The following is a 23,217-nucleotide window of genomic DNA, read 5'->3' as shown; positions in this document are numbered from 1 at the left end:
CCGGTAGTGTGGCGGTTCATGCGCCAACCGATACGAGCGCCGCATCGATCGATGCGGACAGCCGCTCGACGATCGCATCGATCTGCTGCGCGGTGCACACGAACGGCGGCGCGACCAGCACGTGATCGCCGTGCACGCCGTCGATCGTACCGCCCATCGGATACACCATCAGTCCGCGCTGCATCGCCTCGCGCTTGACCGCGGCATGCAGCTTCAGCGACGGATCGAACGTCGCCTTGCTGCCGCGATCGCGCACGAGCTCGACGCCGACGAACAGCCCGCGGCCGCGCACGTCGCCGACATGCGGATGCGTCGCGTAATGCTCGCGCAGCGACGCGCGCAACTGCTCGCCGCGCGCCTTCACGTTGTCGAGCAGCTTCTCTTCGGCGATCACGCGCTGCACTTCGAGCGCGGCCGCACATGCCGTTGCATGACCGAGATACGTGTGACCGTGCTGGAAGAAACCTGAGCCGTCGACGATCGCGCGGTAGATGCGATCGCTCACCAGCGTCGCGCCGATCGGCTGGTAGCCCGCACCGAGCCCTTTCGCGATCGTCAGCAGATCAGGTGCGACGCCGTCTTCGTCGCAAGCGAACAGATAACCGGTGCGGCCCATCCCCGACATGATTTCGTCGAGGATCAGCAGCACACCGTACTTGTCGCACACTGCGCGAATCTTCTGCAGGTAGGTACGCACCGGCGGCACCGCGCCGGCCGTGGCGCCGACCACCGTTTCCGCGACGAACGCCGCGACGGTTTCCGCGCCGAGTTCGACGATCTTCCGCTCGAGTTCGTCGGCGAGACGCTGCGCATACGCTTCGTCGGTCTCGCCCGCGGCCTGGTCGCGATACGCGTAGCACGGGCTCACGTGATGCGCTTCGATCAACAGAGGCAGAAACGGCTCGCGCCGCCATGCGTTGCCGCCAATCGCGAGCGCGCCGAGCGTGTTGCCGTGATAGCTCTGCCGGCGCGCGATGAAGTGGCGCCGTTGCGGCTCGCCCTTCTCGACGAAGTACTGACGCGCAAGCTTCAGCGCGGCTTCAATCGCCTCGGAGCCGCCCGACACGAAATAAACGTGCTCGAGCCCGGCCGGCGCGGCCTCGACCAGCCGGTCGGCCAGTTCCTCGGCCACGTCGGTCGTGAAGAACGACGTATGCGCGTACGGCAGCTGCTGCGCCTGTCGCTTGATCGCATCGATCACGCGCTGGTTGCTATGGCCGAGGCACGACACGGCCGCGCCGCCGCACGCGTCGATATAGCGTTTGCCGGTCGAATCGATGATCTCGATGCCGTCGCCTGCGACGGCGACGGGCAAGGTGGCGCGCGGTGCGCGATGAAAAACGGTCGTCATGCGTTGCCTCATGGATCAGGACGCGCGGCGCGCGCGCGCGGACGACACGATGCGCGTCGCGAAGCGCTGCGTGCCGTGTTGATGAATCGTGACGTCGATCGCGGTGTCGTGGATCGCGAACACTGCCGTCGCCAGCGTGTTTTCGTCGTCGGGGTCGGCGGGATCGTCGCGATAGATCGGCAGCCCTTCCGGTGCGCGATCGCCAAGCACGCGCAGCAGCGCCGCTTCGTCGATCGTATCGCCGCCCGGCATGCGCGCAATCAGCTCGTCCACGCGCCGCTGGCGATCGCCGGACGACTGCGTGACGATCTGCGCTTCCGCATCGCATCCCGGATGCACGAGATGATTCGCGTGGCCGGCGATCCCTGCGACTTCGAGCACCGAACAGCGCGCGACGCTCGCTTCGATGCTGAGAAGCCGCGTATCGCCGGTCGCGCCGAGCGTGTGGTGGAAGCCGCTTGCGCGCGCGTGCTTGCGCAACACGTCGGCGGCCGCATCGAGCGACGTCGCGTCGAGCACCGCGCGCGCGAGGACCATTCGCGGCACGCCGGGCGCAGGCGTGCGGATCCGCAGGTTGTTGATCGCCTGCGCGACGCCCGCACGGTTCGCGGCGAACGTATGGCCGGGCAGCGAGCCCGGGTAATAGAAGCTGATGAAGCCCGGCTTGCCGTGCGGCTGCACGTCGACGAGCAGACAGCGCTCGCGCAGGTATGGATCGCCGTCCTCGTTGTGCGCGATCCAGCGCGTGCCGTCAGCGCCGCGTGCAGCGAGCGTCGTGCAGCCGTCCGGCGCGTTGTGGATCAGTTCGCCGCGGCAATTCCACAGGAAGATGTCGTCGGCCGGCCAGCCGACGCCGGCCGCGATCCCGTCCAGCTCCGCAACGAGTTCGGGATACGCGGCGAGCGCGGCCTGCCGCAGCGCGGCGACGAACGGGTGGCCGCGCCAGCGGCGCACGGCATGCCACGCGCCGCTCTGCTGCATGTAGGCGTCGAACTCGGGCCGGGCGAGCTCGCCGAGACGCACGCCGATGTCGAACGGCGTGCCGGCAATGACGGGGGAAAGGGAAAGCGGCATGGCAGATGATTCGGTTTCGTTCACGACACGTGTTTCAGGAATTCCTTCAGGCGCGGTGTTGGCGGCCGGTCGATCAAATCCGCCGGATGACCGTCCTCGGCGATGCCGCCCTGATCCATGAACAGCAGCCGCGTGCCGACCCGTTTCGCGAAGCCGATCTCGTGCGTGACGACGATCATCGTCATCCCTTCGGTCGCAAGATCCTGCATCACCTTCAGCACTTCGTGGCGCAATTCCGGATCGAGCGCCGACGTCGGCTCGTCGAACAGCATCAGCCGCGGCCGGACGGCCAGTGCCCGCGCGATCGCGACGCGCTGCTGCTGCCCGCCCGACAGCTCCGACGGATAGTGATTCGCGCGCGATTCGAGGCCGACCTTGTCGAGCAGCGCCATCGCCTGGTCGCGCGCGTCGGCCCGTGACGCGCCGCGCACCTGGATCGGCCCGAACATCACGTTCTCGAGCGCGGTCATTTGCGGGAACAGGTTGAATTGCTGGAACACCATGCCGGCTTCGAGCCGGATATTGCGGATCGTCGACGCGTTGCCGCGCACGCTCTGGCCGTCGACCAGCAGCTCGCCGCCGGTGATCTTCTCGAGCGCGTTCATACAACGCAGCATCGTCGATTTGCCCGAGCCCGACGGGCCGATCACGACCACCACTTCGCCTGCGTCGATCTTCAGGTCGATATGCTTGAGCACCGGCACGTGGCCGAAGCTCTTCGACACGTTCTGGAATTCGATCATGCTCATAAGATGCGCATCCTCTTTTCGACGAGCCGCAGCGTCAGCGTCATCGCGCCGGTCAGCAGCAGGTAGATGATGGCTACCGCGGTCCAGATCTCGACCGCCTGGAAATTGCCGGCAATGATTTCCTGGCCCTTGCGCGTCAGCTCGCCGACGCCGATCACGATGAACAGCGACGTGTCCTTCAGACTCACGATGCACTGGTTGCCGAGCGGCGGGATCAGCCGCCGGAACGCAAGCGGCCCGACCACCTTCAACAGCACGCGCGGCATCGACAGGCCCATCGCGAGCCCCGCCTCCGTGAGTCCCTTCGGGATCGACAGCAGCGCGCCGCGCACGACCTCCGCGAGATACGCGCCCGAATTCACCGTGATCGCGATGATCGCGGCCGTCAGGCCGTCGATGCGGATATGCGCGAGCAGCGGCAGCGCGAAGTACAGGAACATCACCTGCACGACGATCGGCGTGCCGCGGATCAATTCAATATAAACCTGTGCGAGCACGTTCATCGCTTTCGGGCCGTATGCGCGGAACATGCCCGCGATCATCCCGACGACGAACCCGCCCACCAGCCCGAAAAATGCGATGAACACCGTCAGCCGGACCCCGTCCATCAGGTCCGGCAGCGCCGCCCAGATCGCCGACCAATCGAAATTCACGCGTTGCTCCCCGTTCGATTCAAGACCGGCGCGGCCGCCCGGCCGCGCCACGTTGTGGCGTCACGCTCACATCTTCGGCGGCTCGGCGCCGAACCACTTCTTGTAGATCTGTGCGTAGCGGCCGACGGCCTTGATTTTCACGAGCGACGCGTTGACCTTCGGCACGAGCGCGCTGCCCTTCGGGAAGCCGATCCCGTACTGGTCGCCGCTGACCGGCTGCCCCGCGACCTTCACCTTGCCCTTGCCCTCGTTGTTCACGAAGAACAACACGTTCGGCGTGTCGTGCATCGCCGCGTCGACGCGGCCGGCCTCGAGTGCAAGGTACGCCTGATCGATGTTCGGGAACTGGCGGATTTCCTTCGGCTTCAGGTGCGCCTTGATCCAGTCGATCGTCGCGGTGCCCGTTTTCGCGGCGATGACCTTGCCGTTCAGGTCGTCGATCGACTTGATCGACGTATTGCCCGCCTGCACCATCGCCGCGAGCCCGCTGTCGTAATACGGCGCGGAGAAATCGATCGCCTTCTTCCGCTCTTCCTTGATCGTCATGCCCGACAGCGCAACGTCGATGTTCTGCGTCTGCAGTGCCGGAATCAGGCCCGCGAAGTCCATCGGCTGGATCGTGTATTTCCAGCCCTGGTCCTTCGCGATCTCGGCCCACAGGTCGAGATCGAAGCCGACGTACTTGTCGCCCTGCTTGAACTCGAACGGCATGAACGACGTATCGGTGCCGACGACGAGCGTCTTCGTATCCGCGTGGGCGATGCTGGCGCCGAGCGCGGCTGCGACCGCGACGGCTTTCAGGAAGGAACGGCGAATCATGACTTTTCTCCGCATGGTTGAGCGATGTAACCGGCCGGCTGGCCGGGGAACGACGACATCAAGCCGCACCGCAACATGCGATGTCCAATTAGACCTTAGTGCAACAAGTGTTGTCAATGCGGATACTACGACAACAAAAAAAACCTCAACAGGAAAATGCATCCAGACAAACCCCGCCCTGACGGGTTTGGTCGGAGGAAAAGGGATGACGGCGGGAAACGCGAAACGGTGGCGAGCGGCGGGCGGTTGCGGGCGCGCAAGCACGGATGGCTCGACGTGTGGCCACACGGTTGCGGCAGGGTCGTCGCGATCGACGAATCGGGATGGCGGCTGGGGAGCCAGTCAAGGAGCGTGCGTGCGCGCGACGGTCCGGATGAGTGAAGGTGACGCCGCCCAACACGGTCTCCGGCCGCACGTAGGGGATGCGCGGCGCAGCGGAGTCGATCGTGCATGTGCGCGCACCGGCCGCGCGCCGCCGATAACGTCAGATGCGCGAAACCGTATTGCTGGCCTGCAGCCTCGCGCTGCTCCGGTATGTGTCGGGATACGAGTGCCGCTCGCGCTGGTCGCGCGCCGCGAAGCCGGCGCGCCGACGCTCACGCTCGCGAAGATCGTTGCGCACGCATCCAACGGCAGCCGCGTGTGCGGCGCCCAGCGCGCCCGTGCACGTTGCCGGCGCGGGCCTCGCGGGTTCCTGAATGCGCGCGCGTCACGGCGATCACGGCGTCGCGAAGAACAGCGCGACGACGCAGGCCATTCCGCCGAACCACACGAGCGAGCGCAGCGTCGCCCAGTTCAGCAGATACATCAGCGCATAGACGACGCGGATCGCGACGAATGCAATCGCGAGCCGGTCGACGTGCTGCGGGTTCGCGCCGTTGTGCCAGGCGACCACCAGCGCGGCCGTGAACAGTGCGAACGCTTCCCATGAATTCTGGTGGGCCGCCTGCGCCCGCGCACGCCAGCCTTCGAGCTTCGCCAGGTATTCGCGCGGCGCATGGTTGTCGTACCCCTTGCGGGCCTTCGCCAGGAACGTCATCGGGAATGGCAACAGCGCGACGATGAACAGGCACAGTTGGGACGTCGTCATCCAGTCTCCTCCTTTTATGATTACATCGAACAATGGCAAGGTCGCGCAGAGCTTAGCATTGCGCCGCCGGGTTCGCGTACCCGTTTTCTAGACGGGAGACTCGGCATTGCGAGCGCCCGAGGGCCGCGACGGCATACGGGTGGCACGCGGGCGACGCAACAATTTCCACCAAATCATCGACAAATACGTTAATTAAAACTGGTCGAACACCAATAAGATAGCGGCCAACACTGGCTCCACGCATTTGCGCGCCAGCCCCGATGACCCGCGCGGCGCCATCGTGCGCGCGCCGAACGACTTTCTACCCGAGCCCGACCATGCCCCGTCCCATCGTCGCCCATATCCGTCCGGACGCCGTCCGCCACAACCTCGAGTTCATCCGTCGCACCGCCGCGCAATCGCGCGTGTGGGCCGTGGTCAAGGCCAATGCATATGGTCACGGGATCGAGCGGATCTATCCGGGCCTCGCTGCCGCCGACGGCATCGCGCTGCTCGATCTGGACGAAGCCGTTCGAGTTCGCGAGCTCGGCTGGAACAAACCGGTGCTGTTGCTCGAAGGGATTTTCGAGGCGGCCGACGTCGAGCTCGCCGATCGCCATCGGCTGACCGTTGCCGTGCACTGCGACGAGCAACTCGACCTGCTGATCGCCGCGAAGCCGCAGCAGCCGATCGACATCCAGCTGAAGATGAACTCGGGAATGAACCGGCTCGGCTACCGGCCGCACGCGTTCCGCGCCGCGTGGGAGCGCGCCGCAGCCTCGCCGTCGATCGGCAAGATCACGCTGATGACGCATTTCGCGAACGCCGACGAAGGCGAAGTCGACTGGCAGCTCGAACAGTTCGACGCCGCCACCGCCGGAATTCCGGGCGAGCGCTCGACGTCGAATTCCGCGGCCGTGCTGTGGCATCCCGGCGCACACCGCGACTGGGTGCGGCCCGGCACGATCCTGTACGGTGCGTCGCCGACGGGGGCGTCGCGGCATATCGCCGACACGCCGCTGACGGCCGCGATGACGCTGACCAGCAAGATCATCGGCGTGCAGACGCTCGCCCCACAGGAAACGGTCGGCTACGGCCGCCGCTTTACGGCGGACCGGCCGATGCGGATCGGCGTCGTCGCGTGCGGCTATGCGGACGGGTATCCGCGCCATGCGCCGACCGGCACGCCGATCTCGGTGGATGGCGTGCTCACGCACGTCGTCGGCCGCGTGTCGATGGACATGCTGACCGTCGACCTGACACCGTGCCCGAGCGCGGGCATCGGCTCGAGCGTCGAGCTGTGGGGCGATCAGGTGAAGGTGGACGACGTCGCGCAAGCCAGCGGCACGATCGGCTACGAGCTGATGTGCGCGCTTGCGCGCCGCGTGCCGGTCGTGATCGTGCCGCCCGGTGCGGCGGCGGTGCAGCCGGCGCCACGCACCGGCAGCTACGGGCGATAACGCACGGCAAACGCGCAGCTGCGCGTCGTGTGTCTGCTGGTGGTCTTTACACGCCCCGATCGTGCGAACTCGTTCCCGGCTGCGCCGGGCGCCGGCTTGCCGCTGCGACCCTTCAACGATGTACGGCGATTGCGCGCAACGAGCGCGATACCGATCGGTGCCGCGAACGCGCATGCACGCTATCGCAGTTCACCGCGTCACGACCGCCAAGTCGGCTTGCGCTTTTCCAGGAACGCGTCGATTCCCTCGCCCGCGTCCTCTTCCATCATGTTGCGCGCCATCACGTCGCCCGCGAACGCGTACGCATCGTCGAGCGCCATCTCGCGCTGCCGGTAGAACATCTGCTTGCCGTAACGCACCGCCGCCGGACTCTTCGCGACGATCTCGGCGACCTTGCGCGCGACGGCCGCGTCGAGCGCGTCCTCCGGCACCGCTTCGTTGACGAGCCCCCACGCGGCAGCCGTCGCCGCATCGACGAAACGCCCGGTGACGAGCATGTCGAATTCGCGCTTCGCCGACACGTTGCGACTCAACGCAACGGCCGGCGTCGAACAGAACAGCCCGACGTTGATGCCCGACACCGCGAAGCGCGCGGTGTCGGCAGCGATCGCGAGATCGCATGCGGCGACAAGCTGGCAGCCGGCCGCCGTCGCAATGCCCTGCACGCGCGCGATCACCGGCACCGGCAACGCGCGCATCGCCAGCATCACGCTACTGCATTGCGCGAACAGTGCGCGGTAGTAAGCGAGTTCGGGCCTGCCGCGCATCTGCCGCAGGTCGTGGCCCGCGCAGAAGGCCTTGCCCTCGGCGGCAAGCACGACGCAGCGTACGTGCGAATCGGCAGCGAGCGAGTCGAACGCGTCGTGCAGGCTTGCGAGCATCGCCTCCGACAGCGCGTTGAACTGGTGCGGCCGGTTCAGGCGCAGCGTGACGACGCCGTCGCGCACGTCGCGCAGCAGAATCGGCTCGGATGTGTCTTGACTGGATTCCATGTTGCTCCGCTCGACGAGATTGGATCGGCCGTGAACGGATGGCGCGGGCGGCTGCCGCCCCGATTCGCGATCGGCATGATCACGAATCGTGCGCCACATTGCGGGCGACGTCCAGCGGAGCGACCGCCGGCATGCGCTGCACGTTACGCGCGCCGCCGAGCCGGGCGCGCGCCGCCGGTTGCTCGGCGAGGCGCCGTCCGACGGCGGCGCACCGCCCGCGCACGCCGTCAGCCCGCGAGCTTCTTCAGCGCGTCGAGCACCGCGTCGCCCTTGAACGGTTTCACGATCCAGCCCTTCACGCCGGCCGCCTTGCCGCGCTCCTTCATCGCCGGGCTGCTTTCGGTCGTCAGCATCACGATGTTGACCGACGCGTTCGCCAGTTCGCCGCGAATCTTCTCGGCCATCGTCAGGCCGTCCATGTTCGGCATGTTCACGTCGCTGATTACGAGGCGAACGCCCGGCGTCGCCTTGAGCTTCGCGAGCCCGTCCTTGCCGTCCACCGCGGTCGCGACGTCGAGCCCGTGATTGCGCAGGAAACCCGCGACTTCATCGCGAACCGTACCAGAATCGTCGACCACCAGAATCTTTGCCATCGTCTTCCCCTTTCGTTGTTGCCGACTTCAACAGTCGATATGCCATTCAAAACAGTTCGAGTTCGCCCGACTCGACCATCGGCCCGACGTCGTGCACCGACTCGCGGAAATCTTCCGGCGACCAGCTCAGGCTGAACACGAAACGCTGGTCGAGCTGCACCGAGCGCCCCGATGCAGGGTCGGTCATCCGGTATTTGAAGCAGAGCTGCGGACAGTCTCCGCCGAACGAAATGAACTTCTGCTTGTGATTGACGACGAGCGGCACCTGCACCGGATGCCGCGCGAGCGCCTCCGCGTCGCCGAGATAACGGTTCTTGAACGCGCCCCACACGAGGTTGGTCAACTCGCCCAGCACGCTGTTCACGTCGCGGAAATCAGGTGCGCGGCCGTCGTCGCGCGTGCCGCCGATCATGTCGAGCAGCGGCTGCTCGCTCGTCTGCAACAGCATGTAACCGCGGCACCACGCGCTTTCCAGCGCAATCAGGCTGAACACTTCGCCGAAGATGATCTGGTCGCGGACGATGCACGGCGTGTCGCGCTCGATCGTCATGCCCGGGAACAGGCCGTCGAGACGCGCCTCGGTGATCTCTGCGATGCCTCGCACGAGCGCGTTCGGGTAGTCGCGGCTGAACAGGTATTCGCCGATCGCGCGCTTGAGCGGCGTCAGATCGTCGGCGGCGTAGGCCGCGCATGCGACGCGGGCGAGTGCAGCGGGCAGCGCATCGCGCGCCGCGTCCGACGTGCGGCGCAGGATGATCGGCAGTTCCGGCCGCAGCGCGTCGATCTGCGTGGCGACGATCGCGCTTTCGGCCGGCGAGCCGCCGTAGTCTTCGGCGAGCAGAATCGCGCCGAGATCGATGTTCGAGCGCAGCACTTTCAGCAGCCGGTTGCGCCGCACGGTAAGGCCAACGAGGTTGTGCTCGTCGCAGAAGCGCTTGATCGCCGCCGCGTGCGCGCGGCTGTCGTCGAGCACCAGCACCTTGCTGACGGGTTGGTCTACGGTCATCTCCGGAAGTCCTCGGAATCGGTCAGAACAGTTCGAGTTCGCCGCCGGTGTCGACAGCGGCCGCTTCCGGCACGTGGAAGTCGACCGGCGCATTCGCGCACACGCACAGCGTCGCACCGATCCGCACGTCGCCGTCGAGCGTCACGTCATAAGCGGCCACGTGATCGGGATTCAGCGCCGGCAGATAGTCGACGCTCGCGCCGCTCAGCAGGTAAGGCGTCGACATCCCGAGATCGGGGAACGGCATCGTCAATGCCTGGTTGATCGCGCCGCAGCACAGGTTCGCGACCTCCATGAACGCTTCGGGCAGCGGCCGCTGCGTGCCCGAGCCGGGAGACAACGCAGCGAAATGCCGGCGCGTCGGCTCGTCCTCGCGAAAGCGCAGCGCGAGCAACAGCCGGAAATACAGCGCGGAGATCGTCAGCACCGCGACGTGCTCGGCGACCTTCGGCGTCGCGCGCGCGCTCGCGCGCGGCGAATCGTGCGGCACGTCGTGCGTATTGACGACGACCGGCCGGATCTCGCATGCGCCGCCGGACGCGAGCCGCGTGCGCGCCGCATCGAAGAAGATCCGCTCGAAAGCGGCTCGGGCCTGCGCGCTGATCACGCTGCCGCTCCTTCGAGCCGTGCATGCAGTTGCCCCGCGAGCGTCTCGACCGTCGCGAGCGCGGCGGTGATCATCTTGCCGCCGGCCTGGATGTCCTGGAAGGTCGCGGCCGTCACGAGGTCGTTGCGGTTCAGGCTGTCGCGATAGCTGTTCGACAGTTGCTGCGAACGTGCGGCGAGCCCGCGCACCTCGCTTGCGACGATCGAGAAACCGCGTCCGGCGGCCCCCGCGCGCGCGGCTTCGATCGACGCGTTCAGCGATACGATCGATACATGCGCGACGATCGCGGACAATTCCTGATTCTTCGTGCGCATGTCCTGGTTCTGCGTGGTCAGCGAAATCATCTGTTCGTGCCAGCGCTCGAACGTGCCGGCAAGCCCGCGCAGCCGCGCCGCCTCGTCGGCGAGTTTCGTCGCAAGCTGCGACAACGCAGTGCGTTCGGCCGCAAGCGCCTGCAGCGCGTCGCGCCGTTCGCCCGCATCGGCCGCCTCGCGCGCGACGCGCTCCTCCAGCTCCGCTTCGCGCCGGGCCCATGCGTGCGCCGCTTCGGCATGCGCGGCCGCGGCTTCGTCTGCGCGCGTTTGCGCCGCGCCGAGCGCGTTGCGCAATGCGTCGTCTTCGCGCGTCATCGCCGCGACGAGCCGCGCACGCGCGATCCGGCAGACGATCGCGGCGATCGCCGCGACCACGAGGCCGCCCGCCAACGCGCACCCGACATGAATCATCCACGCTTGCACGATCACTCCGTCGCGGCGACGTTCGCGAGGCCGACGCGGGCCGGCTGCTCGACGTCATGGTTCGCGCCGTCCGCTGCGAAACGTGCGGGCAGCGAAACGATCGTCTCGAATGCGCGATACGACGCGCCGACTCGATCGTCGATGAAGCGCAGCGCGATGTCTCCGCCGTCGCGCTTCAGGAAGTTGCGCACCGCGTCCATCCCGACGCCGCGCCCCGACACCTCGGTCACCGCGCGTGCCGTCGAGAAACCCGGACGGAAGATCAGTTCGGCCACCGCTTCATCGGTCAACTCGGCTTCGTTGCCGGCGTCGATCCAGCCGCGCTCGCGCGCGATCGCGCGAATCCGGTCGAGTGCCAGCCCGCGGCCGTCGTCGCCGAGCACGAAACGCAGCGCATCGTCGTCGACGTCGACCGCGATGTCGATCTTCCCTGCCGCCGGCTTGCCGGCCGCGCGCCGTTCGTCGGACGTTTCGATCCCGTGGTCGATCGCATTGCGCAGCAGGTGCATGAACACGTTCTTCAGCGTCGCGCCGATTTCGCTGCGCACGCGATGACCGTTGCTGTCGATATGCACGACCGGCGCCGGCTTGCCGAGCTCGGCCGCAAGCGACGGCAGCGACTCGATCACGCCGCCCAGCGCGTCGCCGATGCCATGCGTGCCAAGCTGGCTCAGCAGGCGGCGCACCGAATCGCGTGCCGCGCGCCAGTCGCTCGCGTTCGCCGGATCCGCGCCGTCGAGCATGCGCAGGCTCTCGCGGATGTGCGCGCGCTCGACCATCAGATAGTCGGCGCCGCCGTGCTGCGCCGGTTCGCCGTGACGGCCGAGCGTGACCGCGTTGATCGTCGCGTAGTGGTCGACCGCGTCGCGCACGCGGGCCAGATCCTCCATCAGCGCGTCGCGGTTCCACTCGGGGCCGCCGTCCGCGCGGCGCAGCGATTCGTACGCCTGCTCGGCCTCGTGCACGATGTTGGTCAAGTGCTGCAGGCTGTACGTGCGCGCATTGCCCTTGATCGTGTGCATGTTGCGGAACAGCGCCGCGACGATCGAGTGATCAGCGCGTTCGTGCTGGCGAATCATCCGCTCGTTCTCGCTGAGGAAGCCCTTCGCGCTGTGCACGAAGTCGTGGAACTTGTCCTGGCTGATCGACAGGATCTCGCCGATCATCTCGAGACGACGCTGCTGCTCGCCGGCCTGCGCGGTCAACTCGCGAATCTCCGTCACGTCGCGCACGCACAGCATCAGCCGCACGACCGTGTCGGTCTCGTCGGTGATTGCCGACCAGCTCAGGTCGAGCCATTTCTCGCGGCCGTCGGGCATCCGCTTCGCGACTTCGTTGACGAGCAGATGCTCGTTGAACGCGAAGTTCATGCTGTCCTCGCCGAGGCACGCATGCACGGCCGCGTCGACCTGCGAGCGCGCGTCGGAGCCGATGCTCGAGTCGTCGAATACCAGCGCCATCAGGTCGCGGCCGGCAATGTCGCCGGTTTCGAAGATCGTCTCGAGGTAGGCCGAATACTCGGCGTGCACGACGCCGCCTTCAACGACGGTCAGGATCCCCTGCTGCATGTTCTGCAGCATCGCCTGAATGTCGGCCGTTTTCTGCTTCAGTTGCGCAGCGTTCTCCTGGATCTTCTCGATCATCCCGTTGAACGCGACGATCGAATGGCCGATCTCGTCCATCCGGCCCACCGGCACGCGGCGCGTGAAGTCCTGGCTCGTCGCGATCTCGCTCATCATCGTCTGCATCCGGCTCAGCGGACGCGTGATCTGCCGGTACAGCACGAAGCCGAGCGCGGTCAGCAGCACGACGGCCGTGCCCGCGACGCCGCCGATCGCAGTCGCCGTCGTCGACAGCATCCCGTTCAGCGCGCGGATCGCGTCGTCCTTCTGGCGGTTCTTCTCGACGCGCAGCGTGTCGACGATGCTTTCGAGCTCGTCGCGATACTGCGCGACGTTCGCGAACAGGTACGCCTGCGCCATCTCGGGCTTGCCGTCGGCCTTCATCTTCACGGTGTCGTCGATGGCGGCGAAATAGTTCGTCGCGCTGTCCCTTGCCTGCGCGACGAGTCCCTCCTGCGCGTGTCCGACGGCCGATTTCGCCTGCGCGTCGAGCGCGGTGCGCAACGCGGCCTGTTTCGCCTTCAGTTCGTCGCGCGCCTGCGCGGCCGTGTTTGCATCGGGCGCGTACACGAGCGTCATCGTCGCGATCTGGATGTTCTTCACGTCGGCGACGAGATCGGCCGACGCAAGCGCGCTCGGCACGATCCCCTGGGTGACCTGACGCACGTCGGCCGCGCTCTTGCGCGTCTGGTACACGGCGTACACGCCGATCGCGGACAGCGCGAAAAACGTCAGGACGACTAGCAGCGTAATGCGATGACGGATGGTCATAAGTACAGCTCCCCGCAGCGATCCGGTACGACCGCCGTTTGGTCTAATGAAAGAATGTGAGCGCCGAATTATCGGGGAAGGTGTATGACCGTCCGATGACTGAAAATCGATCGGTCATTGAAGAAATCGCAATGATCAATTGCAGGGAGAAATTCCTAAAGTTTCTGGCGGATTGGCCGTTAACCCGCCGCCTCGGCTGCAAAAAAAACAGAGATTTCCAGCCACTGTGCGCTGCGATGGCGACTCGTCCGACGCGCATATTGACGAGCGGGCGTTGCAGCGCGTCGCGCTGCCCGCGCTGCAGCACACGCAACCGCCCTGCATTTTCGACACGCTGCGGGCGCACATTCATTCCGATGAGGAAACAATCAATCGCCGCCGGGACGATTCCCGTCACCGCACGCGCGCTCTAGACTGTCGACTCATTCCCCAACCGAACCCTTAGCAATGACCGACGTCCTGCCGCTGACCACCGCCCCCGAATCCGGCCTCCAGTACCTGCTGCGCCCGGCCGCCGGCCGCGCAGCGAGCCGCCTGTTGTTGCCGCACGGCGTCGGCGGCAACGAGACCAACCTGCTGAACCTGGCCGGCACGCTCGACCCGCGCATCGAAATCGCGTTCGTCCGCGGCCCGCTGACGTTAGGTCCGAACCAGTACGCGTGGTTTCCGGTGCGCTTCGGCGCGAACGGCCCCGAAATCGACGCGGCCCGCGCCGAGGCGAGCCGCGTGCAGTTGATCACGCTGCTGCGTACATTGAGCCGACAAGACACGGGAAAGGGCGCTCCCGCAATCCCCACCGTGATCGCCGGCTTCAGCCAGGGCGGGATCATGAGCGCGAGCGTCGGCCTCACATCCCCGGCCGACGTTGCTGCATTCGCGGTGCTGTGCGGCCGCATCCTGCCGGAGATCGATCCGCTGATCGCACCGCGCGATGCATTGAGCGCGCTCCATGCACTGGTGATGCACGGCCGCTTCGACGACAAGCTGCCGGTCGCGTGGGCCGAGACGGCGGACGCGAAGCTGACGGCGCTTGGCGTCGCGCACGATACGCGGCTCTACGACGCCGGCCACGAGCTCACCGCGCCGATGGCCCGCGAGTTCGGCCGTTGGGTCGCCGCACGCAGCGGGTTGAACTAAGCAAAACGGGCGGCCGAAGCCGCCCGTGCGTATCGTCAGACGTTGGCCGCCGGATCGGCGCCAAGCGGTGTCCCGACAGCGTCGGCAGCCGCCGCTTCGCGCGCCGCACCGCGCTTCGCGAGTTTCCAGCCGACCACCAGCGCGAGCACGACGACCGGAATCATCGCGACGGTCCACGTGCCGCCCGGATAATCGAACGCCATCAGCACCAGCACGCTGACGAGAAACCCGAGCGTCAGCCACGACGTGAACGGCGCGCCGGGCATCCGGAACGATACCGGGCTCAGCTCGCCGCGATTGACCGCGCGGCGGAACAGAATCTGGCACATCACGATGAAGCCCCAGGTCGTGATGATCCCGAGCGACGCCATGTTCAGCACAATCTCGAACGCCTGCGCCGGCACGATGTAGTTCAGCGGCACGCCGATCGCATTGACCGCGACCGTGACGAGGATCCCGCCGTACGGGACGCCGCGCGCATTCATCCGCGACACGAAGCGCGGCGCGGAGCCGCCCATCGCGAGCGAGCGCAGCACGCGCCCGGTCGAATAGAGACCGGAGTTCAGGCTCGAGAGTGCGGCGGTCAGCACCACGACGTTCATCACCGTGCCGACGTACGGCACGCCGAGCTTGCCGAAGAACGTGACGAACGGGCTTTCGTGCGCGCTGTAGGCCGTCCACGGCAGCAGCATCGTCAGCAGCACGACGGAGCCGACGTAGAACAGTGCGATGCGCCACATCACGCTGTTGATCGCCTTCGGCAGCACCTTGCGCGCATCGGCAGTCTCGCCCGCGGCAACGCCGACGAGCTCGATGCTCGCGTACGCGAACACGACGCCCTGCACGATCAGCACCGCCGGCAGAAGGCCGTGCGGAAAGATCCCGCCGTGGTCCGCGATCAGATGCAGACCCGGCATCTGCCCCGCGACGGGATGACCGCTCGCGAGAAACACCGCGCCGACCGCGAGGAACAATGCGAGCGTGCCGACCTTCACGATCGAGAACCAGAACTCCATCTCGCCGAACACCTTCACCCCGATCATGTTCATCACCGACACGATCCCGAGCGCGCCGAGCGCGAACACCCATTGCGGCACGTCGGTGAACACGGCCCAGTACTTCATGTAGATCGCGACCGCGGTGATATCGACGATACCGGTGGTCGCCCAGTTCAGGTAGTACATCCAGCCTGCGACGAACGATGCGCGCTCGCCCATGAACTCGCGCGCATACGACACGAAGCTGCCGCTCGTCGGCCGATGCATCACGAGCTCGCCGAGCGCGCGCATGATCAGGAACGCGAACACGCCGCATACGAGATACACGACGGCCAGCGCGGGACCCGCGCTCTGCAGTCGGCCGCCTGCGCCGAGAAAGAGGCCGGTGCCGATCGCACCGCCCATCGCGATCATCTGCACGTGGCGCGGCTTCAACTGCTTCTCGTAACCGGATTCGTGCGACGCGAACATCGCGTCGCGATCGGCATGACGGTGATCGGCGCTGCCGGCCTTGTGGACCGCGCGCTCGCTGGCGTGCTTCATGGTATGTCTCCGTTCTTGATGTGTGTTGATGGGTGTTGACGTGTCGCGCCCGTCGCCGGGGCGTCGCGTGCACGACGCGCGCGGGCCGCCGGCGGCAGGCGCCGGCGGCGCGTGGCCGGGATCAGTACGCGCGCGGACGGATCAGCGCTTCGGGCTGCAGCGCTTCGTCGAGTTGCGCGGCGGTCATCAGCTGGCGATCCAGCACGACCTCGCGGATCGACTTGCCGCTCTCGTGCGCTTCGGCGGCGACGGCGGTCGCGCGCTTGTAGCCGATGTACGGATTCAGCGCGGTCGCGAGCGCGACCGAACGCTCCATCGTTTCGCGCAGCCGCTCGGGATTCGCGGTGATCCCGCTCACGCAGCGGTCGGTGAGCGTCGTGCACGCGGCCGTCAGATGGCTGAAGCTGCGGAACAGCGCGCTCGCGATCACCGGCTCGAACGCGTTCAGCTGAAGCTGCCCGGCTTCCGCGGCGAAGGTCACCGTCAGGTCGTTGCCGAACACTTCGAATGCGACCTGGTTCACGACTTCCGGAATCACCGGGTTCACCTTGCCCGGCATGATCGACGAGCCGGCCTGCACCGGCGGCAGGTTGATCTCGCCGAAGCCGGCGCGCGGGCCGCTCGACAGCAGCCGCAGGTCGTTGCAGATCTTCGACAGCTTGACGGCAATGCGCTTCAGCACGCCGGAAATCTGCACGAACGCGCCGCAATCCTGCGTCGCTTCGATGAGGTTCGGCGCGGTGCTCAGGTCAAGGCCGGTGATGCGCCGCAGCGCGGCCAGCGCCTTCTCCGCATATTGCGGATGCGCGGTGATGCCGGTGCCGATCGCGGTGGCGCCGAGATTGATCTCGCGCATCAGCCAGCCGGCTTCCTGCAGACGTGCGATGTCTTCCGTCACCATCACCGCGTAGGTCGAGAACTCCTGGCCGAGCGTCATCGGCACGGCGTCCTGCAGCTGCGTGCGGCCAAGCTTCAGCAGGTCCGAGAACGCATCGGCCTTCTCCGCGAACGCATCGCGCAGCCGCCCCATCGCTTCGAGCAGATGCTCGACGGCAAAGCACGTCGCGATCCGGATCGCGGTCGGGTAGACGTCGTTCGTGCTCTGCGCGAGATTCACGTGTTCGTTCGGATGCAGGTATTCATACTGGCCACGCGCATGCCCCATGATTTCGAGCGCGCGATTGCAGATGACCTCGTTCGCGTTCATGTTGGTCGACGTGCCGGCGCCGCCCTGGATGATGTCGACGACGAACTGGTCGTGCAGGCGGCCTTCACGGATCTCGACGCACGCGGCGGCGATCGCGTCACGATACGCGCGCGGCAGCAGCCCGAGCTCGCAGTTCGCATCGGCCGCGGCCTCCTTCACGGCTGCCAGCGCCATGACGAGATACGGGAGCGACGCGATCGTGCGCCCGGAAATGTCGAAGTTCTCCTTTGCGCGCAGCGTATGGACGCCGTAGTACGCCGCATCCGGAATGCTTCGCTCGCCTAAAAGATCCGCTTCGACGCGGAAGCCGCTTGCCGTCATCGTGTCCCTCCTGAAATGTCCCTTGCCGCCATGGATAGCCGGCTTCCTTCGCCGCTTCCCGGTTCGACGGGTCGCATTCTATGCCTTTGCATAAAGAACCTCCCTTCTGTATTATCGAAAGCGGTTTTGCGTGGGACGCAACAGCGAGAGACGAATGAAAACGATGGCGAGAGACGCCGGGCTCGATCACCTCGGCGCGATGCGCGCGTTCGTGCGGGTCGTGGAAATGGGGAGCTTTTCGGCGGTCGCGAAGGAGATGCACGTGTCGACGTCCACCGTCGCGCGCAAGATCACGGCGATCGAGGACGCGCTCGGCGTCGCGCTGCTGCATCGCTCGACGCACAGCGTGACGCTGACCGAGGCCGGCCACATCTACCTGGAACGCGCGGTCACGCTGATCGCCGATCTCGACGACACGCTGCGCGTCGTCGCCGAGCTCAACGCGCAGCCGAGCGGGCCGCTGAAGCTCACCGCACCGGTCGCGTTCGGGCGCCGCCATCTCGCGCCGCTGATCGCGCCGTTTCTCGCGCGCTACCCGACGATCCAGCTCGACGTGCGGCTCACCGACAATCACAACGACCTCGTTGCCGGCGGTTTCGATCTCGACATTCACGAAGGCGAGAACTATCTGGACAATCTGGTCGTCCACAGACTGTCGCGCAACGACAGCATCCTGTGCGCCGCGCCCGGCTATCTCGACCGTTGCGGCCGCCCCGCGACGCCGGACGACCTGCTGCAGTACAACTGCCTGCGCTACGTGCATCCGGAAGGCGATCCGCGCTGGGAACTCGTGCGCGGCAACGCGCGGCACAGCGTGCTGCCGGCCGGCAACCTCGTCACCGATCACTCGGAGCTCCTGCTCGACGCGACGTGCGCGGGGCTCGGCATCGCCGAGTTCGAGATCTGGCTCGTGCGCGACCTGCTCGCGAACGGCCAGCTGGAACCCGTGCTGCCGCGCTATCGGCTGCACAACAAGCTGACCGGCGAGTACATCTACATCGCGTATCTGGCGAACCGGCGCAGCTCGGCGAAGCTGCGTGTGCTGAAGGACTTTCTCGCGGAACGTCTCGCGCACATCGGCGAGCTGTCCGAAGCCGAGCTGGCGAAGATTCGCGCCGTCGGCGCATAGCGCGCACATCGGCGCGCGAGGCGCGGGGCGCAGCCTGCCCGGTTTCAGCGATGCGGCAAAGGCCGTCGAGCGCGGCGCCGCGGCGGGCGCACCGCCGTTGGTCGCGCTCGGCGTCGGGAACCGCGCGGCAGGCGCGCCGGCGCCAGCGATATCGGCGCGGCCGGCGGCGCCGTTCAGGCTTCCTGCAATTCGAACGGGAACGTCGCGTGGCCGACTTCGACGCCCTGCGTATTCAGCATCGGCGGCCGGTGGAACGCGGCGAGCCGCGCACGCTGCGCATCGGTGCCGATCTGCAACCGTTCGAGCAGTTCGCTGACCATCATGTACAACACGTCGATATTGCCGTCCTCGATCTTCACCGAGATGCCGAGCGCGCCATCGGCGCCGAGTGCCCGCGTGCGCGCCGACGCACGCACGCCGATCCCGTAGCACGCGTCCGCGCCGAGCTTGCCGACGACCTGGCCTTCGAACGCATCCATCAGCACCGTGCAGTAGCGCCCTTCGCCGGCGACCAGCTCCGGATAGGCCGTCATCGCATGATGGATGCGCGCGAGCGCACGCACGCGGGCGCTCGTCGCATCGGCGCCGCGCGCATCGACCTGGTCCGCGCCATCGGCCAGCGACGCGTACAGACGCGCCAGGCGATCGAGCGAGAACGCCGGCGTGGGCAGATTGCAGCCGTCGATTGCCCAGTCGACTTCGTCATCGCGCAATCCGCATGCGTCGGCGACCACGTGCTTCACGCGCACCTGCATCGGATGCTCCGGCAGGTGGTAGTCGGCAATCGCAGCGCCGATCGCCCGCGCGCCGGCCAGCATCCCGACGTGCTTGCCCGAACAGTTGCTGCAGACGCCGGTCGGCGTGTAGTCGCGCTTGATCCACGACCGGTACACCGCATCGGACAGCGGCGCATGGCCGCCGCAGCGCAAATCCGACTCCTGCGCATCGACCTTCGCGAGCATCGCGCGCGTGCGCGCGATATGCCGTTCCTCGCTGCTGTGCGACGCGCACATCAGCGCGATGTCCGCGTCGTCGAAACCGAACCGTTCCGGTGCGCCCGTCTCGATCACGGACAGCGCCTGCGCCGGCTTCGCCGCCGAGCGCGCGAGCGTCATCCGGAACGGATCGCCGAGCCGGAACAGCAGCGTGCCGCCGGCATCCACCACCGCCACATCGGCGACGTGCGTGTTCTCGATCGCATTGCCGCGGTACGTGACGACCGCTGCGCGTTGGGTGTCCATCTGTACTGTCTCCTTCTTCGGGCCAGCGCCGGGGCCCTGTCAACCGGTACGGCAGTGTATCGACTCGCTGCCGCGTCGCGCCGCCCGGCCGATGGAAAGCGGTATTGCGTCCGCTGCAAAGCCAATTCGATCATTACAAAACCGTTACGGCGCACCCGCGTCGCTCGTTTCGCGACGACACGCGTGCGCTTCGATCGCCAGCAGCGCGAACGTCGCGAGCCAGTGCTCGCCCATGTAGTCGCCCGCGATGTGCGCGAGCGCGCTCGCGAGATGCCGGTCCGCCGCATCGAGCAGCTTCGTGCGTCGCGCATCGCCTTCCGGCAGCGCGCCGGCCAGCGAGCGCTGGCACCACGCGCGGCTCAGGTTCAATCCGTCCAGATGCGCGATCTTGCCGTCGCTGCGGTCGCTGACGGTGGCCGGCACGAACAGCGTCGCCGGCTCGCCACGCGCGAGATCCGGCAGGAAACGCGCGAACCAGCCGTCGAATTCGCCGGGCGGCAGCACGCGCCGCATCAGCTCAGCCTCCATCAGCGCGGGCGACAGGAACTCGTCGCCCGACGGCTCCCACGCCTGACACGCGACGTCGTTCAGGTGCCAGCGCTTCGCCGTGTCGACAATCAGCGCCGCGAGCCCGTCGCGCTGCGTCGCGCGCGCGAAGTCGAACGTCAGCGCGAGTGCGAACGCGGTGTTGAAGTGCGTGCCGACGCGCAGCGGGTAGGTCGCCTTCGGCAGAAACGCCTCGAAACGCGACACGAACAGCTCGGTGAGCGGCGTCATCGTCTTCGCCCAGCGCGCGGCCTGCGGGACCACGCCCTTCAGGGCGAGCCGCTCGAGCTGCGCGGACAGCGCAAGCAGCCACGCCCAGCCGTACGGCCGCTCGAAGCCGCTGTTGTGCGGCAACGCGAGATACGCACGCTCGCCGGCCACGTTGGCGTCGGTGAAATGCGCATCGACCACGGCGATGATCCGCTCGGCCTCCGGCAGCGCCGGATAGCGTTCGAGCACGCGCAGCACGAGCCAGTAGCCGTGCACGCACGAATGCCAGTCGTAACTGCCGTAGAAGATCGGATGCAGCGCGCGCGGCCCCTGCACGTCGTGCGGGCCTTCGAGCGAATGCGTGAGCTTGTTCGGATATTCGCGGGTCAAGTGCGCGAGCGCGAGCGACGCGAATTTCGATGCGAGTTCGGCGGTCAGTCGATCGGTCATGGCAGTCTCGTCAGAAGCGGAATACGAACGCGTACATCAGCAGCGTGTTCACGGCCAGCAGCAGCACGCCGGTCGGCCACTGCGCCTTGATCACGCCGTTCTTGTCCTTCAGCTCCAGCAGCGCCGCCGGCACGATGTTGAAGTTCGCGGCCATCGGCGTCATCAGCGTACCGCAGAAGCCGCTGAGCATGCCGATCGCGCCCATGATCGCCGGATTGCCGTGAAACTGATGAACGATCAGCGGCAGGCCGATGCCCGCCGTCATCACGGGGAACGCGGCGAACCCGTTTCCCATGATCATCGTGAACAGCGCCATGCCTACCGTGTAGGCCGCGACGACGGCGAACGGCGAATCGATCGGCACCCACTCCTTCACGAGCCCCGACACCACCCCGCCGACGCCCGCGACCGCGAACAGTGCGCCGAGCGCCGCCAGCATCTGCGGCAGGATCGCGGCCCAGCCGACCGCGTCCATCGTGTGACGCGCCTCCTTCAGCGCATGAACCGGCGAATCGCGCAGCATCGCGAGCGCGACGCCGAACGCAACCAGCGTGCCGAGCACGAGCGAAATCAGCGTCACGCTCTTCGGATCGACGAACGGCACGAGCTTCAGCACGAACGTGCCGATCAGCGTGACGACGGGAATCAGCAGCGCAGGCAGGAACAGCACGTTGCCGAAGCGCAGCGCCTTCGCGTCGCGCCGCGCGGCGGCCGCATCGCCCGCTTCGTCGGACTTGCCGCGGCCGAGCTTGCCAGAGCCCGCGAGCAGCGCGAGCGCGATCGCGAGGCAACCGGTCACGAAGTGCGGCAGCAGCGCACCGAACAGGAACGTGAGCGCGTAGATCGCCCAGAACGCGAAGTTGACGACGCGGCGCGGGTTCGTGCGGTCGGTCAGGTTGAAGCACGCGAACGCGGCAAACAGCAGCCCGGCGAGCGTATACAGCGGTTCGAGGCCGATCATCGCGCGCCCTCCCGTCCGAATGCGCCGAAGCCGCGCGACAGCCGACGATCGAGCAGCGCGAGCCGCGTACAGTGGATCAGCAGCGCGGCGATCGCGGTCGGAATCGCCCACACCGACAGGTGCAGCGGCTCGATCGCGATTCCGTTCTGTTCGAGAAAGCCCTTGATCAGCAGGATCGACTGGATCGCAATGAAGATGTCCTCGCCGAAGAACACGGCGACGTTGTCCGCGGCCGACGCATGCGCGCGGATCTGCTGACGCACCGACTCCGGCAGGTCGCCGTGCCGGCTGACCGCGGCGGCTTCGGCCATCGGCGCGATCAGCGGCCGCACCATCTGCGCGTGACCGCCGAGCGACGTGAGGCCGAGCGCGGCGGTCGCCTGGCGCAGCACGAAGTAGAGCATCAGCACGCGGCCGGTGGTCGCCGCGTGCACGCGCGAAATCATCCGCTTCGCCTGTTCTTTCAGCCCGTTGCGCTCCAGCAGCGCGATCACCGGCAGCGTCAGCCAGATCAGCCCCATGTAGCGGTTGTCGGTGAACGCCTTGCCGAACGCACTGACGATGTCGACGAGATGCATCCCGCCCGCCAGCCCCGTCGCGAGCCCCGCGATCGTGACCACCAGCAGCGCGTTGAAGCGCAGCGCGAAACCGATCACGACGATCGGCACCCCTATCAGCACCAGCATTGCCCCTCCTTGTGTCGGATCCCCGACGCTGTCAGCACGCGCCGGCCGCCCGGTTTCGACCGGCTTCAGGCCGCAAAATCTAACACGAGACTTTATCGATAAAAAGTCGACAATTTGCGGCTACGGGTAAACGTTGAAACCGGTACGACACCGCTTTTGCCGCGTGCCCGCCATGTGCCGCTCGCGGTTCGGCACCGGCCCGTCGGACCGGGCCGGCGCGCGAGCCGCGCCGTGAAGCGCGGCATGTGCGGCGGGAGCGGGCCGCCGCCGCGCGTGGCGGAGCGC

General features: G+C 66.9%; 22 protein-coding genes. 3 read left to right on the top strand and 19 right to left on the bottom strand.

The genetic code is table 11. From position 1 onward, the window contains the following. Window positions 1–16: 16 nt before the first annotated feature. From WK25_RS22990 to WK25_RS22965, 6 genes are all read right to left on the bottom strand, one after another. Entirely contained in the window at window positions 17–1,351 is a 1,335-nt protein-coding gene (locus WK25_RS22990; protein WP_069242833.1) for an aspartate aminotransferase family protein, read from the bottom strand. Window positions 1,352–1,366: 15 nt separating this feature from the next. Continuing rightward, window positions 1,367–2,425 carry a C45 family autoproteolytic acyltransferase/hydolase gene (locus WK25_RS22985; protein ID WP_069242832.1) on the bottom strand — a complete coding sequence of 353 codons (1,059 nt, stop codon included), beginning with the start codon at window positions 2,423–2,425 and terminating at the stop codon, window positions 1,367–1,369. Window positions 2,426–2,445: 20 nt separating this feature from the next. Further along, window positions 2,446–3,174: a glutamine ABC transporter ATP-binding protein GlnQ gene (gene glnQ, locus WK25_RS22980; RefSeq protein ID WP_069242831.1), complete on the bottom strand. Its 729-nt coding sequence runs from the start codon at window positions 3,172–3,174 to the stop codon at window positions 2,446–2,448. After that, window positions 3,171–3,827 (bottom strand): glutamine ABC transporter permease GlnP, encoded by a 657-nt coding sequence (glnP, locus tag WK25_RS22975; protein ID WP_040139569.1) that lies wholly within the window; start codon window positions 3,825–3,827, stop codon window positions 3,171–3,173. The genes glnQ and glnP overlap by 4 nt, the downstream gene beginning before the upstream one ends. 66 nt (window positions 3,828–3,893) lie before the next feature. Beyond that, window positions 3,894–4,646, bottom strand: coding sequence for a glutamine ABC transporter substrate-binding protein GlnH (gene glnH, locus WK25_RS22970; protein ID WP_069242830.1), 753 nt, complete (start codon window positions 4,644–4,646; stop codon window positions 3,894–3,896). A gap of 718 nt (window positions 4,647–5,364) precedes the next feature. After that, on the bottom strand, window positions 5,365–5,736 hold the full coding sequence (locus tag WK25_RS22965; RefSeq protein ID WP_040139567.1) for an MAPEG family protein: 372 nt from the start codon (window positions 5,734–5,736) through the stop codon (window positions 5,365–5,367). 317 nt (window positions 5,737–6,053) lie between these two features. On the opposite strand from WK25_RS22965, the gene alr reads away from it, so the two are divergent. Beyond that, the gene (alr, locus tag WK25_RS22960; protein WP_069242829.1) at window positions 6,054–7,175 is read left to right on the top strand and encodes an alanine racemase; all 1,122 of its coding nucleotides are present in this window, start codon (window positions 6,054–6,056) and stop codon (window positions 7,173–7,175) included. Between the two features lie 197 nt (window positions 7,176–7,372). On the opposite strand, the gene WK25_RS22955 is transcribed toward alr, so the two are convergent. From WK25_RS22955 to WK25_RS31405, 7 genes are all read right to left on the bottom strand, one after another. Continuing rightward, window positions 7,373–8,167 carry an enoyl-CoA hydratase gene (locus WK25_RS22955; protein WP_069243505.1) on the bottom strand — a complete coding sequence of 265 codons (795 nt, stop codon included), beginning with the start codon at window positions 8,165–8,167 and terminating at the stop codon, window positions 7,373–7,375. 227 nt (window positions 8,168–8,394) lie between these two features. Continuing rightward, window positions 8,395–8,760, bottom strand: coding sequence for a response regulator (locus tag WK25_RS22950; RefSeq protein WP_040139564.1), 366 nt, complete (start codon window positions 8,758–8,760; stop codon window positions 8,395–8,397). A 46-nt stretch (window positions 8,761–8,806) separates the two neighbouring features. Beyond that, window positions 8,807–9,766 (bottom strand): chemotaxis protein CheX, encoded by a 960-nt coding sequence (locus WK25_RS22945; protein ID WP_059546626.1) that lies wholly within the window; start codon window positions 9,764–9,766, stop codon window positions 8,807–8,809. Between the two features lie 22 nt (window positions 9,767–9,788). Continuing rightward, entirely contained in the window at window positions 9,789–10,373 is a 585-nt protein-coding gene (locus WK25_RS22940; RefSeq protein WP_069242828.1) for a hypothetical protein, read from the bottom strand. After that, window positions 10,370–11,110: a methyl-accepting chemotaxis protein gene (locus tag WK25_RS22935; protein WP_226209164.1), complete on the bottom strand. Its 741-nt coding sequence runs from the start codon at window positions 11,108–11,110 to the stop codon at window positions 10,370–10,372. The genes WK25_RS22940 and WK25_RS22935 overlap by 4 nt, the downstream gene beginning before the upstream one ends. Window positions 11,111–11,112: 2 nt before the next feature. Continuing rightward, a complete protein-coding gene (locus WK25_RS22930; RefSeq protein WP_069242827.1) occupies window positions 11,113–13,503 on the bottom strand; it encodes an ATP-binding protein in 2,391 nt (796 codons plus the stop codon). A 43-nt stretch (window positions 13,504–13,546) separates the two neighbouring features. Continuing rightward, window positions 13,547–13,900 carry a hypothetical protein gene (locus WK25_RS31405; RefSeq protein ID WP_156789086.1) on the bottom strand — a complete coding sequence of 118 codons (354 nt, stop codon included), beginning with the start codon at window positions 13,898–13,900 and terminating at the stop codon, window positions 13,547–13,549. Between the two features lie 50 nt (window positions 13,901–13,950). On the opposite strand from WK25_RS31405, the gene WK25_RS22925 reads away from it, so the two are divergent. Then, entirely contained in the window at window positions 13,951–14,640 is a 690-nt protein-coding gene (locus WK25_RS22925; RefSeq protein WP_069242826.1) for an alpha/beta hydrolase, read from the top strand. A gap of 35 nt (window positions 14,641–14,675) precedes the next feature. Here the strand turns inward: WK25_RS22925 and WK25_RS22920 are convergent, their stop codons facing one another. Both WK25_RS22920 and aspA read right to left on the bottom strand, forming a co-directional pair. Then, entirely contained in the window at window positions 14,676–16,181 is a 1,506-nt protein-coding gene (locus tag WK25_RS22920; RefSeq protein WP_069242825.1) for an amino acid permease, read from the bottom strand. Window positions 16,182–16,302: 121 nt separating this feature from the next. After that, the gene (aspA, locus tag WK25_RS22915; RefSeq protein ID WP_069242824.1) at window positions 16,303–17,709 is read right to left on the bottom strand and encodes an aspartate ammonia-lyase; all 1,407 of its coding nucleotides are present in this window, start codon (window positions 17,707–17,709) and stop codon (window positions 16,303–16,305) included. Window positions 17,710–17,863: 154 nt separating this feature from the next. On the opposite strand from aspA, the gene WK25_RS22910 reads away from it, so the two are divergent. Continuing rightward, a complete protein-coding gene (locus WK25_RS22910) occupies window positions 17,864–18,838 on the top strand; it encodes a LysR family transcriptional regulator (RefSeq protein WP_069242823.1) in 975 nt (324 codons plus the stop codon). Window positions 18,839–19,011: 173 nt separating this feature from the next. Here WK25_RS22910 and WK25_RS22905 read toward each other — a convergent pair whose 3' ends face one another. The 4 genes from WK25_RS22905 to WK25_RS22890 form a co-directional block, all read right to left on the bottom strand. Further along, window positions 19,012–20,079 carry an asparaginase gene (locus WK25_RS22905; protein ID WP_069242822.1) on the bottom strand — a complete coding sequence of 356 codons (1,068 nt, stop codon included), beginning with the start codon at window positions 20,077–20,079 and terminating at the stop codon, window positions 19,012–19,014. A gap of 144 nt (window positions 20,080–20,223) precedes the next feature. Next, window positions 20,224–21,285, bottom strand: coding sequence for a DUF2891 domain-containing protein (locus WK25_RS22900; protein ID WP_069242821.1), 1,062 nt, complete (start codon window positions 21,283–21,285; stop codon window positions 20,224–20,226). Window positions 21,286–21,295: 10 nt separating this feature from the next. After that, window positions 21,296–22,246, bottom strand: coding sequence for a DUF979 domain-containing protein (locus WK25_RS22895; protein WP_069242820.1), 951 nt, complete (start codon window positions 22,244–22,246; stop codon window positions 21,296–21,298). After that, window positions 22,243–22,932, bottom strand: coding sequence for a DUF969 domain-containing protein (locus WK25_RS22890; protein WP_040139554.1), 690 nt, complete (start codon window positions 22,930–22,932; stop codon window positions 22,243–22,245). Before WK25_RS22890 ends, WK25_RS22895 begins: the two co-directional genes overlap by 4 nt. Window positions 22,933–23,217: the final 285 nt, after the last annotated feature.

Source organism: Burkholderia latens, from assembly GCF_001718795.1.
Lineage (GTDB): Bacteria > Pseudomonadota > Gammaproteobacteria > Burkholderiales > Burkholderiaceae > Burkholderia > Burkholderia latens_A.
The sequence above is the reverse complement of the archived record's forward strand: the minus strand, read 5'-3'. Positions and strand labels throughout refer to the sequence as shown.